At 71.0% G+C, this 11,500-nt stretch carries 10 protein-coding genes and 2 pseudogenes; 8 read left to right on the top strand and 4 right to left on the bottom strand.

The features are described from left to right. Positions 1-63 precede the first annotated feature (63 nt). The 4 genes and pseudogenes from DWB77_RS15030 (at position 64) to DWB77_RS15015 (ending at position 2,809) form a co-directional block, all read left to right on the top strand. The gene (locus DWB77_RS15030) at positions 64-1,341 is read left to right on the top strand and encodes a thymidine phosphorylase (RefSeq protein WP_120721764.1); all 1,278 of its coding nucleotides are present in this window, start codon (positions 64-66) and stop codon (positions 1,339-1,341) included. 110 nt (positions 1,342-1,451) lie between these two features. Then, positions 1,452-2,039, top strand: a complete 588-nt coding sequence (locus tag DWB77_RS15025) for a Uma2 family endonuclease (protein ID WP_120727802.1) — start codon at positions 1,452-1,454, stop codon at positions 2,037-2,039. A 154-nt stretch (positions 2,040-2,193) separates the two neighbouring features. Then, a pseudogene (locus DWB77_RS15020) lies at positions 2,194-2,376 on the top strand (Uma2 family endonuclease); the annotation flags it as partial. A gap of 106 nt (positions 2,377-2,482) precedes the next feature. Continuing rightward, positions 2,483-2,809, top strand: a complete 327-nt coding sequence (locus DWB77_RS15015; RefSeq protein ID WP_120727798.1) for an STAS domain-containing protein — start codon at positions 2,483-2,485, stop codon at positions 2,807-2,809. Between the two features lie 18 nt (positions 2,810-2,827). Here DWB77_RS15015 and DWB77_RS15010 read toward each other — a convergent pair whose 3' ends face one another. Beyond that, complete coding sequence (locus DWB77_RS15010; protein ID WP_120721763.1) at positions 2,828-4,033, bottom strand: methyltransferase domain-containing protein; 1,206 nt, start codon at positions 4,031-4,033, stop codon at positions 2,828-2,830. Positions 4,034-4,351: 318 nt separating this feature from the next. On the opposite strand from DWB77_RS15010, the pseudogene DWB77_RS15005 reads away from it, so the two are divergent. Beyond that, positions 4,352-5,454, top strand: a pseudogene (locus DWB77_RS15005) (helix-turn-helix domain-containing protein). A gap of 82 nt (positions 5,455-5,536) precedes the next feature. Here DWB77_RS15005 and DWB77_RS15000 read toward each other — a convergent pair. Together DWB77_RS15000 and DWB77_RS14995 are read right to left on the bottom strand one after the other, a co-directional pair. Further along, complete coding sequence (locus DWB77_RS15000) at positions 5,537-6,538, bottom strand: sigma-70 family RNA polymerase sigma factor (protein ID WP_120721762.1); 1,002 nt, start codon at positions 6,536-6,538, stop codon at positions 5,537-5,539. A gap of 119 nt (positions 6,539-6,657) precedes the next feature. Then, positions 6,658-7,935: an MFS transporter gene (locus DWB77_RS14995; protein ID WP_120721761.1), complete on the bottom strand. Its 1,278-nt coding sequence runs from the start codon at positions 7,933-7,935 to the stop codon at positions 6,658-6,660. 120 nt (positions 7,936-8,055) lie between these two features. Between DWB77_RS14995 and DWB77_RS14990 the strand changes: the two genes are divergently transcribed. After that, on the top strand, positions 8,056-8,961 hold the full coding sequence (locus tag DWB77_RS14990; RefSeq protein ID WP_120721760.1) for a LysR family transcriptional regulator: 906 nt from the start codon (positions 8,056-8,058) through the stop codon (positions 8,959-8,961). A 5-nt stretch (positions 8,962-8,966) separates the two neighbouring features. On the opposite strand, the gene DWB77_RS14985 is transcribed toward DWB77_RS14990, so the two are convergent. Then, complete coding sequence (locus tag DWB77_RS14985; protein ID WP_120721759.1) at positions 8,967-9,731, bottom strand: alpha/beta hydrolase; 765 nt, start codon at positions 9,729-9,731, stop codon at positions 8,967-8,969. Between the two features lie 114 nt (positions 9,732-9,845). Between DWB77_RS14985 and DWB77_RS14980 the strand changes: the two genes are divergently transcribed. Together DWB77_RS14980 and DWB77_RS14975 are read left to right on the top strand one after the other, a co-directional pair. Continuing rightward, a complete protein-coding gene (locus DWB77_RS14980) occupies positions 9,846-11,000 on the top strand; it encodes an adenosine deaminase (RefSeq protein WP_120721758.1) in 1,155 nt (384 codons plus the stop codon). A 125-nt stretch (positions 11,001-11,125) separates the two neighbouring features. After that, entirely contained in the window at positions 11,126-11,437 is a 312-nt protein-coding gene (locus DWB77_RS14975) for a hypothetical protein (protein WP_120721757.1), read from the top strand. Positions 11,438-11,500: the final 63 nt, after the last annotated feature.

The following is an 11,500-nucleotide window of genomic DNA, read 5'->3' as shown; positions in this document are numbered from 1 at the left end:
CACTCTCCTCTATGCGCGTAGAGTCGCGCAGGTACCAACGTGCACCAAGCCGGAAGGAATGCCATGGACGTCATCTCCGTCATCCGCACCAAGCGAGACCGGGGCGAGCTGTCTCCCGAGCAGATCGACTGGGTCATCGACGCCTACACGCGCGGCGTCGTCGCCGACGAGCAGATGTCCGCCCTCGCCATGGCGATCCTCCTCAACGGCATGAACCGCACCGAGATCGCCCGCTGGACGGCGGCGATGATCGCCTCCGGCGAGCGCATGAACTTCGACTCGCTCTCGCGCCCCACCGCCGACAAGCACTCCACCGGCGGCGTCGGCGACAAGATCACCCTGCCGCTCGCCCCGCTGGTCGCCGCGTGCGGCGCGGCCGTGCCGCAGCTCTCCGGCCGGGGCCTCGGCCACACCGGCGGCACCCTGGACAAGCTGGAGTCGATCCCCGGCTGGCGCGCCCTGCTCTCCAACGAGGAGATGCTGAACGTCCTGGACACCACGGGCGCGGTCATCTGCGCGGCCGGCGACGGCCTGGCCCCCGCCGACAAGAAGCTGTACGCGCTGCGTGACGTGACGGGCACGGTCGAGGCGATCCCCCTGATCGCCTCCTCCATCATGTCGAAGAAGATCGCGGAGGGCACCGGCTCGCTGGTCCTGGACGTGAAGGTCGGCACCGGCGCGTTCATGAAGACCATCGAGGACGCGCGTGAACTGGCCTCCACGATGGTCGCGTTGGGCACCGACAGCGGCGTCAAGACGGTCGCGCTGCTCACCGACATGTCCACTCCGCTCGGCCTGACCGCGGGCAACGCCCTCGAAGTCCGCGAATCCGTCGAGGTGTTGGCGGGCGGCGGCCCCTCCGACGTCGTCGAGCTCACCATCGCGCTCGCCCGCGAAATGCTGGACGCGGCGGGCATCAAGGACGCCGACCCGGCGAAGGCCCTCGCCGACGGCTCCGCGATGGACGTGTGGCGCCGGATGATCGCGGCCCAGGGCGGCGACCCGGACGCGGCGCTCCCGGTCGCCCGCGAGCAGCACGTCGTCACCGCCCCCTCCTCGGGCGTCCTGACCCGCCTCGACGCGTACGACATCGGCGTGGCGGCCTGGCGCCTGGGCGCGGGCCGCGCCCGCAAGGAGGACCCGGTCCAGGCCGGCGCGGGCGTCGAACTCCACGCCAAGCCCGGCGACACGGTCACCGCGGGCCAGCCCCTGCTGACCCTGCACACGGACACCCCGGAGAAGTTCGCGTACGCGCTGGAGTCCCTGGCGTCCTCGTACGACGTGGCCCCGGCCGGCACGGCCTTCTCGGCGACCCCGATCGTCCGGGAACGCATCGCCTGACCAGGGCTTCCTGGGTTTGTGCCCTCGTATGGGTGAACGGGACCGGTGGACCATCGCCGGTCCCGTTCGGCATGCTGGAGTCGGTGGCGTACCAACGCGAGGAGACCGCCGTGAGCGCACTCACCGTCGACTACGACCCCGGTCAGGGCTGGGACGACCTGGTCCGTCTCTGGGAGGAGTCGAACTGGCCCGAGGGCTGCAAGGTGGAGATCATCGAGGGGATCGTCACCGTGTCACCAGCTCCAGCCAACCGGCACAACAGCATCGCGGCCAAGGTTCATCGAGCTCTCCTCGGTGTCATCCCCGAGGACTGGAACCCGCACCAGACCCTGGGTTTGGCGGCCCCCTCCCGGCTCGGCCTGTACATCCCCGACCTCGTCGTCGTGCCGGACGCGGTGGTCGAAGGCGAGCCGGGCAACTTCGTCCCGGCCTCCGCGGCGGAACTCGTCGTGGAGATCACTTCCAAGGCCAACGCGGTCCACGACCGCGTGACGAAGGCCGCGGGGTATGCCGCGGCAGGCATTCCGCTCTACCTCCTCATCGACCGCTGGGCCCCGGCCGGCCCTGCGGCCACGCTTTACGGCGAGCCGAAGGGCGATGTCTACCGGGTCCTCCAGACGGTCAAGTTCGGTGAGGTCATCCGGCTCCCGGAACCGTTCGGCCTGGCGCTGGACACGGGGTTTTTTCCGTTTGACTAGCAGCAAGCCCCGCTTGTGGACGGAGAGTTGACGGCTGCTCAGTTCCTGGTGGAACGGACAGCGCGACCACGAGTGAGTGAACGCAACCGGCGGACCCTCCCTCGCCCCGCTCGGCGTGCTGGACTACGTGACGAACCGGCGTAGGGAGACCGCCGTGAGCGCACTCACCGTCGACCACTCCGGCACCGGCCGCGAGTGGGACGACCTCGTCCGGATCTGGGAGGAGACGGACGCACCCGAGGGATGCAAGGTGGAGATCGTCGAGGGGATCATCACCGTGGCGCCAAGGCTGTCCAATGACCACAACGTCGTGGCTGAGCTGTTGCAGCGTCTTCTCCTCGGCACAGTCGAATACGGAGGGAAGCTAAGGTTGCCCGCCCCCTTCGGCCTGGAGATCGACACGGGGAGCTTCCCGGTTCGCTGACCGGGTGCGGGTCCTACCGATGAATTCCGCGCCTCGGCGGGGTCTCATCGGTGTGGAAGCCACCGATCCCGCCCAGCAGCCCCCTGTCCTCGTCGTCCCCGACCCCCTCACGTTCGCCGACGTCCCGCTCCTGTGCGAGCGGCTGCGCGGACTGTACGGGGCGGGGGCGGATGTCGTGGTGTGCGACCTCACCGCGCTGAGCCGGGCCGACCTGGCCGCGGTCGAGGCGGTCGCCCGCCTCCGCCTCACCGCCCGGCGGGCGGGGCGCCGGGTGCGGATGCGGGGGGCGGGGGCGGGGCTTGTGGCGCTGCTCGACCTGGCGGGGCTGGGGTCGGACCTCGCGTAAGGCCGCCGTCTCCGCTGCTTACGCGGCCGCACCCCCCGGTACGGGGTTGCCCGGCTCGCCCAGCCAGACATGGTCGCCGGCCGTGTCCACGGTCAAGCCGAAGCGCTCGACGGCGGGGCGCCCCTGTGCGGTCCACCATGCGAGCCCGGCGTGCACCTCGTCCCACAGTCGGCGCGGTCCCGACTGCCACACGCGAGTAGCGGCATGGTCCCGGAATTGCGCGCAGGCCCAGGAGCGGTCCGTCAGTCCGTAGAGCCAGACGGCGTGCGTTCCCTCATCCCGCTCGGCCATGACGCGTACGCAGTCCGGGACGCACAGCCCCAGCACGAAGTCTTGGGAGCTGAAGCGGCCACCGAGGAAGTGCTCCTCCGTGACAGTGCTCGACGATGCGTCGCCGTCGGCAACGCTGCCCGTCACGTACTCGGCATGCGGCACGAGCGGGCGACGTTGGGTCCGCGCCTTCATGAACTCCACGGGCCCGGTGAAAAGCCCCGACGCGCTCTCGCCGTCGTCGGCGACGACCAACCGGGCTACGGCGTCGCCATTGCTGTAGTGGGTTCCCCACGGAGCCACGACGACTCCGCCGGGTCGGGACTGCTCAACCCACGCGCGGGGGATGGACCGCAGGCCACAGGTCGCGATGATCCGGTCGAACGGGGCCCGCTCGCGGCAGCCCTGGAGTCCATCGCCCGTCACCACGTGAACCGGAAGCCCGAACCGGTCGAGTGCCGTCCGAGCCTGTGCCGCGACGGTGGGATCGAGTTCGACGCTGACGACGTTCTCGGCCCCCAGTCGGTGGGCGAGCAGCGCGGCGTTCCAGCCGGTCCCGGTCCCGACTTCCAGGACGCGGTGGCCCGGCTTCACGTCCAGGTCGGCGAGCATCCCGAAGACGACGGAGGGCATCGACGCCGACGAGGCGGACACGTTTCCGGGGTCGGTGCCGGTGTGCCTGCCGTCGTCCCATTGCGTCACCACGGGAACGTCCGCGTCCGCGTATCCGTACCACGCTTCCGGGGCGTCCGTCTGTGACACGGGAACGCTCTGTCCCGTCTCCATGTCCCACGGCCAGATGAGGTCGGGGAGGAAGCCGGAACGCGGAACAGCGGCGAATGCCGATGCCCAGTCCGGGGTGAGCACGCCCGCGGACAGGAGAGCGCGCCCCAGCGCTGTGCGGCTGGGGCGTTCCTGGCGGGCGTTGTGCGCGTCGTGTGCGGGGGCGGTCATCGGCTACGCGGCCTTCGGCGGGTTGGGCACCCCGGGGCCGCCGTCGGGAGTGGGCGGCTGATGGGGCCCGGGGTAGGGCTCGCCCGGCAGTTTGTCGCCGCCGCGGGTCAGTGTGGTGCTCATGGGTGTCTCCTCGATCGCGCGGTAGTCCCTGATGCCTCCACCCGCGCATCCTCGGCGGCGCAGTCAAGGTGCCTGTACTCCTAGCACTGTCGCGGTTGTGGGGAGGGGGCCACTAGGGGCACATCCAGGGGCAAGTGCGTTTGTTCCGGCGGAAGTTGTGCGACGGGGAGGCGCGTCGAGGGCCAAGATGACCCCATGGCTATCGGTGACTTGATCAGGGAGCTGTGCCAGGCACGAGGCTGGAGTCAGGCGCGCTTGGCGGACGAGATCAACGAGCGGTATGGCACGAACCTGACCCGTGAGTACGTCAGCAAATGGTGGCGCGGCAAGGTCACGCCCCGGGGCTTTTACCTTGCCAAACTGTCGGCTGTTCTCGACGTGCCCCTAGCCGTTCTCGAGGGTGAAGTGAATCGACGCACGTTCCTGACGGACGCGGCCGGAGCCGCCATAGCCCCTGTGATCGCCTCCGACCTGCTCACCGCGGGGTTCGCCGCGCGGCTGAACGGGGGTCCCTCGGCAGACGCTTGGGAAAGCAAGTTGGCCACGTATGGCACCGAGTACATGTCACTCGGTGCCGCGGACATCCAGCGCCGGATCTCCGGCGAGCTGGTCGTGGTGCAGCAGCAACTCGACACCCCGCACCTGTGGTCGGTGGCCTCACGTCTCATGACGCTCTACGCCAAGACCTTCCCCGGGGCGGACGGGTCCAAAGCCGTTCACTGGTATCGCATGGCCGCGAGAGCCGCCGACCAGTCGGGGGACGACGCGGCCCGCGTATGGGTGAGAGGTCGCGCGGCCATCGCCCTGGGATACGAAGGCGCTTCGTTGGGCGTCGCGGACGTGGTCGCGCAACAGGCGCTGAACATCAGCGACAAACCCTCGCTGGGACTCCTGAACGCGGTCTACGGCAAGGCGCACGCGGCGGCGCTTCGCGGCGACCGTGAAACGGCGCTCCGGCTGGACGCGCAGGGGCGGCGCATCTTCGACGAGGCGGGCTCGCACGCGCAGACCTCGGACTACGCGGTCCCTTACTGGAGGTTGAACGTGTTCCGCTCGTTGCTCCTGGCCCGGCTCGGGGACGAACGCGGAGCGGTTACTGCGCAGGATGCGGCACGCGCGGAACTCCCCCGGAACTACCGCGGTTCGCCACACACCTGGAACTCCACCGAGGCTTGATGCTGACGCGTGCCGGTGATCGGGAGGGCGGCGCCGCCTACGCGCAGGCGGCCATGGACGCACTGCCTCCCGAGAAGCACAGCCTCACTCTGCGCATGCTCATGCGCGAGATTCAGCGGTGAGGGGGAGAGCCCTCGCCCCAGCCCCCTTCGCAGCGGAGGGGCTCCTCGATGTCGGCGCGCCCCGTGTCGAGCGGCCCGCGTTTCACCGCGCCCCAACCGCGACCCCCTCCTCGTCCAGGCGCTCCGGGAGGTTGAAGAGGGGGAACCAGCGGGGGGTGTCCAGGAAGGAGGTGATGCCTGAGATCTTGCCCCCGGTCGTTTCGATGACCATCAGGGCCCAGGGGGTGAAGCCGCCCGCGGGGTCCGGGTGGTAGTGGGCGAAGGCGGGTGTGCCGTTGGCCACCGTCGGCAGGAGGCGGGAGCCGCGGCAGACCTCGCCCACGCCCAGCATCCAGCCCACGATGTCGTCGTGGCCCCGCAGCCACAGGTCGTACGGCGGCATCGACAGCGTCGCGTCCTCGTGGAGCAGGGCGGTCAGGGCCGTCATGTCGTACCCCTCGAAGGCCGCCACATAGCGGTCCAGGAGCTTGCGCTGCTCCTCGTCGAGCGGGTTCGCCGCGTCCGTCTGCTTCGGCTCGGACTCCGCGAGCGTCGAACGGGCGCGCTGGAGCGCGGAGTTGACCGACGCGACCGTCGTGCCGAGCAGCTCGGCGACCTCGCTCGCCTTCCACGCCAGGACCTCGCGCAGGATCAGCACCGCGCGCTGCTTGGGCGGCAGGTGCTGGAGCGCGGCGACGAAGGCGAGCCGCACCGACTCGCGGGCCAGCGCCGCCTCGGCCGGGTCCTCGATGGTGGGCAGCACCCGCCCGTCCGGCACCGGCTCCAACCAGGTCACCTCCGGGCGGGAGTTGAGCTGGGCGTTGGCCACCGGGGTGGCCGCCGTCAGATCCATCGGGCGGGCCCGCTTGTTGCCCGCGTTCAGCATGTCCAGACAGACGTTGGTGGCGATCCGGTACAGCCAGGAGCGCAGCGAGGAGCGGCCCTCGAACTTGTCGATGCTGCGCCACGCCCGCACCAGCGTGTCCTGCACCGCGTCCTCCGCCTCGAAGGCCGAGCCGAGCATCCGGTAGCAGTACCCCGTCAGCTCTCTGCGGTGCTCTTCGAGGCGTACGTCCAGGTCCGCCGCCGCTGCCAGATCACTCATCGGTCCACCCCGTGTCGTGCCGTGTAATGCCAGCACTTCGGAAGCTACCGGACCCCACTGACAATCGCGCGGCTATGGAGAAAGGCGCAGGTCAGCGACGCGTAGGGGACAGGCGCGAGTCAGGCGTGCGTCAGGTGCAGACGGTGGGTGCGGCGCTCGGCGCGGGCCGCGTGCGAGCCGTACAGGGTGACCGAGACGACGCCGAGCACCGCCACGATGCCGAGCAGCACCGTGGCCGGCCAGCCCCCCGCGTGGAAGGCGACCGCGCCGAGCGTGCCGCCCGCGCTGGAGCCCAGGTAGTACGCGGACTGGTACAGCGCCGACGCCTGGGCGCGGCCCCGCTTCGCGGTGTGGCTCACCGAGGAGGAGGCCACCGCGTGGCCCGCGAAGAAGCCCGCCGTGATGAGGACGAGCCCCGCCAGGATCGCGGGGAGCGAGGAGGCGAGTGAAAGGAGCAGGCCCGCCGCGGTCGTCGAGACCGCCAGGTACAGGGCGCCCCGGCGGCCCACCCGCGCCACCAGCCGCCCGGCGGCCGCCGAGGAGACCGTGCCGACCAGATAGACCAGGAAGATCGAGCCGATCAGGCCCTGCGGCAGGTTGAAGGGCGCCGCCGTGAGGCGGTAGCCGATCACCGTGTAGACCGCGCCGAACACCGTCATGAACAGCGCGCCGATCATGTACAGGCGGACCAGGAGCGGGTCGGCGAGGTGGCCGCGCACGGTGCGGGCCAGGGCGCGCGGGTTCAGCGAACCCGGGGTGAAATGGCGGGCCTTGGGAAGCAGGACGCGGAAGACCACCGCGCACACCGCGGCCAGCGCGCCCACCGCGAGCAGCGCCGCGCGCCAGCCCCAGGCCTGGGCGACCCAGCCGGTCAGGATGCGCCCGCTCATGCCGCCGATCGAATTGCCCGCGACGAACAGGCCGATCGCCCCGACCAGCGCCTTGGGCTTCACTTCCTCCGCCAGATACGCCATCGCCGAGGCGGGCAGCCCCGCGATCGCCGCGCCCTGCACCGCGCGCAGCGCCACCAGCCAGCCGACGTTCGGGGCGAAGGGGACGAGCAGGCCGACCGCCACCGCGACGGCCAGGGACACCGTCATCGTCCGGGTCCGCCCGAACCGCTCGGACAGCGCGCTCAGGGGCAGCACGCACAGGGCGAGCGCGCCCGTCGCCGCCGACACCGTCCAGCTCGCCGCGCTCGCCGTGGCGCCGAGGTCCGCGGAGATCAGCGGCAGCAGGGCCTGGGTGGAGTAGAGCAGGGCGAAGGTGGCGACACCGGCGGCGAAGAGCGCGAAGCTCATCCGGCGGTAGCCGGCGGCGCCGGGAGTGAGCTGGAGCGGGGACGACGAGGTGGAGGCGCCCACGGTGGTGGACGCCCCGGTACTGGCGGGAGGCATGTCGAAACCGTAGGCCTGCCTGCGTTTATGCGTCCAATGCACAGATGGGCGACAATCGATCCACTGCTGCATCAGTCGAGGTCAGAGGCGCGCGTGTCATCGAACAGTTACGAAGAATCCATGGAGGACGCCGCGATGGCGCTCGCGCCGCGCCTCGCCTACTTCGCCGGGGTGGCCCGCCACGAGCATGTGACCCGCGCCGCCCATGAACTGGGCGTGCCTCAGTCGACCCTGTCGCGCGCCATGGTCCGCCTCGAAGAGGACCTGGGCGTCGCCCTGTTCGCACGCAAGGGCCGCACCGTCGCGCTGACCGCCGCGGGCCGCACCTTCCTCGGCTCCGCCGAGCGGGCCCTCGCCGAGGTGGGCCGGGCCGCGGAATCGGTGCGCGCGGACGCCGACCCGGGCACCGGCAAGGTCGCCTTCGGGTTTCTGCACACCATGGGTTCGGAGACCGTGCCGGGCCTCATCCGCGCCTTCCGCGTCGACCACCCCCGCGTCCGCTTCACCCTCGTACAGAACTACGGCGAGGCGATGATCGAGCGGCTGCGCGCGGGGGAGCTCGATCTCTGTCTGACCTCGCCCGTGCCCGACGCGCCGGACCTCGCGGCCCGGCGCCTGGACGAACAGCGGCTGCGTCTGGTGGTCCCCGACGACCACCGGCTCGCGAGCCGCAAGCGGGTGCGGCTGGCGGAGGCCGCCGACGAGACCTTCGTGACCCTGGAGCCGGGCTACGGACTGCGCCGCATCACCGACGACCTGTGCGCCGAAGCCGGGTTCGCGCCGCGCATCGCCTTCGAGGGCGAGGAGGCCGAGACGTTGCGCGGCCTGGTCGCGGCCGGGCTCGGCGTGGCGCTGCTCCCGCCGCCCGCGGTGGCCCGGCCGGGCGTGGTCGAGCTGACCGTCACCGCCCCGCGCGCGGTGCGCGAGATCGGGGTGGCCTGGCTGGACGGCCACCCGGACACCCCGCCGGTGGCCGCCTTCAAGGCCTTTCTGCTGTCCCGCCGGGGAAAGCTGATCCCCGAGTAACTCGCCTATCGCTGAAGGGACTTGCCGAAACCGGAAGCCAGCGGCATGCGGAGCCCCAGGGGCGGCGGCGCGGCGAACGCGTCCGTGACCGGGCGGGCGTACGGGCGCGAGAACAGGGTGCCGAAGACGAAGTCGACGGCGAGCGCGTGGACTTCGAGCCGGTGCTGGCGCATCGAGTGGCCGTCGGAGTGGACCTCGAAGCGGCAGGTGTCCCGGTTGGCCTTCTTGGCGCGCTCGGCGAGCCGGTAGGACAGCTCGGGGTCGGTGCGCGCGTCATTGGTCCCGTGCACGATCATCACCCGCCGGCCCACCAGCTGTTTCACCGGCTCGGGGTCGGCGGCCACGTCGTCGTCGGGGATCCAAGGGGCGAGCGCCAGAACGGAGTTGACCGCCGGATGGCCCGCCGCCCGCAGCGCGGCCCGGCCGCCCATGCCGTGCCCGGCCAGACACACCGGCACGTCCCCGTAGCGCCGTACGACCTCGTCCGCGGCCCATTCGGCGTCCGTGGCGAGCCGGGCGTCGCCGCCGTTCCAGCCCCGGCCGCGGTAGTGCACCGCGTGCGCCACGAGACCCTCCGGGCCGCCGTCCCGCGCCAACCGGCGGGCCAGCGGCAGCGCGGCCGCGTACGCGAGGGGGGAGGGCCGGCGTGCCGAGACGGGGTCGCCGTCGGGGAGCACGAGGACCACGCCGCTGACCGTCGCGCCGGCGCCGGTCGCGCCGACGGCCCGTCCCAGCCGGGCAGCAGGCAGGGGAATCGCATGCTGTGCCATGGCAGAACAGTCTCAGAAGTGGAGGTGTACGCCACCCGTCCGCGCGGTCACTGTTACGTATCGACGGCGTCCGTACGCCGGGCGATCTACGCGCGTAGGGATTAGAGTGCGCAGATGACGAGCCAGACCGCATCCGTACCCAGCCCGGATCAGATCAGCCGTGCCCCGAAGGTGCTGCTCCACGACCACCTCGACGGGGGTCTGCGTCCCGGGACCATCATCGACATCGCCCGAGCGACCGGATACACCTCACTGCCCGAGACCGAGGCCGACAAGCTCGGCATCTGGTTCCGTGAAGCCGCCGACTCGGGCTCCCTGGAACGGTACTTGGAGACCTTCGCGCACACCTGCGCCGTCATGCAGACCCGCGACGCGCTCTTCCGGGTCGCCGCCGAGTGCGCCGAGGACCTCGCCGAGGACGGCGTCGTCTACGCCGAGGTGCGCTACGCGCCCGAGCAGCACCTGGAACAGGGCCTCACCCTCGAAGAGGTCGTCGAGGCCGTCAACGAGGGCTTCCGAGAAGGCGAACGGCGGGCCCGCGCCAATGGCCACCGCATCCGGGTCGGCGCGCTGCTCACCGCGATGCGGCACGCGGCCCGCGCCCTGGAGATCGCCGAACTGGCCAACTCCTACCGGGACTCGGGCGTCGTCGGCTTCGACATCGCGGGCGCCGAGGCCGGCTTCCCGCCCACCCGCCACCTCGACGCCTTCGAGTACCTCAAGCGCGAGAACAACCACTTCACCATCCACGCGGGCGAGGCCTTCGGTCTGCCGTCGATCTGGCAGGCGCTCCAGTGGTGCGGCGCCGACCGGCTCGGCCACGGGGTGCGCATCATCGACGACATCGAGGTCGCCGAGGACGGTACGGTGAAGCTGGGCCGGCTCGCCTCGTACGTACGGGACAAGCGGATCCCGCTGGAGATGTGCCCCACGTCCAACCTCCAGACGGGGGCCGCGACCTCCTACGCCGAGCACCCCATCGGGCTGCTGCGCAAGCTGCACTTCCGGGCGACCGTGAACACGGACAACCGGCTGATGTCGGGCACCAGCATGAGCCAGGAATTCGAGCACCTGACGAATGCGTTCGGCTACACGCTCGAAGACATGCAGTGGTTCACAGTCAATGCGATGAAATCAGCATTCATTCCTTTCGATGAACGACTGGCCATGATCAATGACGTGATCAAGCCCGGATACGCCGAGTTGAAGTCCGAATGGCTGTTCCAGCAGACCGCCACGACCAGCGGTTCTGCGGCCGCGGGCGGCTGATCTTAGGTATAGGAAAACGGCCGGGCGTGTGAACGCCCGGCCGTTTTCGCATGTTTGCGGCCCGGGTGGTCCGCTGACTACCTTGGCGAGCCGCTCACCTTTCCCACCCCAAGGACGAATTTCTGATGAAGCAGTCCCCCAAGACGCTCGGTGTCGTTGCCCTCGGTGCCGCCTTCGCCGCCGCTGCCGCCGGAACGGCGTCCGCCGCACCCGCGCTCCCGGCCCTGGGTGCGCTGTCGACCGTGGCCGCCGGCACCCCGCTCGGCACCGTCTCCAAGGTGGTGCCCGCGGCCTCCCCCGAGGCGCTGACCGGCCAGCAGCAGAAGAAGGCGCCCACGGACCCGGTGGGCAGCCTGCTCGGCGGACTGCCGACCGGCCCCGTGGCGAGCAACCTCACGAGCGGCGCGGGCCTGCCCGGCGGCGGCCTCACCGGCTGACCGCCGCGCACCCCCGTCGGGGCGCACACCCGTGAGCCGGGTGTGCGCCCCGACGGTGTCTGA

Source organism: Streptomyces hundungensis, from assembly GCF_003627815.1.
GTDB classification, from domain to species: Bacteria; Actinomycetota; Actinomycetes; order Streptomycetales; family Streptomycetaceae; genus Streptomyces; species Streptomyces hundungensis_A.
This window is presented reverse-complemented; position numbering and strand designations above follow the sequence as displayed.

What these genes read in the sequence shown, in the direction of transcription:
- DWB77_RS15015 (WP_120727798.1), top strand. Translation starts at nt 2,483, where the DNA reads ATGAATTCCGCGCCTCGGCGGGGTCTCATCGGTGTGGAAGCCACCGAT.
- DWB77_RS14995 (WP_120721761.1), bottom strand. Translation starts at nt 7,935, where the DNA reads ATGCCTCCCGCCAGTACCGGGGCGTCCACCACCGTGGGCGCCTCCACC.
- DWB77_RS14975 (WP_120721757.1), top strand. Translation starts at nt 11,126, where the DNA reads ATGAAGCAGTCCCCCAAGACGCTCGGTGTCGTTGCCCTCGGTGCCGCC.
- DWB77_RS15030 (WP_120721764.1), top strand. Translation starts at nt 64, where the DNA reads ATGGACGTCATCTCCGTCATCCGCACCAAGCGAGACCGGGGCGAGCTG.
- DWB77_RS14980 (WP_120721758.1), top strand. Translation starts at nt 9,846, where the DNA reads ATGACGAGCCAGACCGCATCCGTACCCAGCCCGGATCAGATCAGCCGT.
- DWB77_RS14990 (WP_120721760.1), top strand. Translation starts at nt 8,056, where the DNA reads ATGGAGGACGCCGCGATGGCGCTCGCGCCGCGCCTCGCCTACTTCGCC.
- DWB77_RS15000 (WP_120721762.1), bottom strand. Translation starts at nt 6,538, where the DNA reads ATGAGTGATCTGGCAGCGGCGGCGGACCTGGACGTACGCCTCGAAGAG.
- DWB77_RS15010 (WP_120721763.1), bottom strand. Translation starts at nt 4,033, where the DNA reads ATGACCGCCCCCGCACACGACGCGCACAACGCCCGCCAGGAACGCCCC.
- DWB77_RS14985 (WP_120721759.1), bottom strand. Translation starts at nt 9,731, where the DNA reads ATGGCACAGCATGCGATTCCCCTGCCTGCTGCCCGGCTGGGACGGGCC.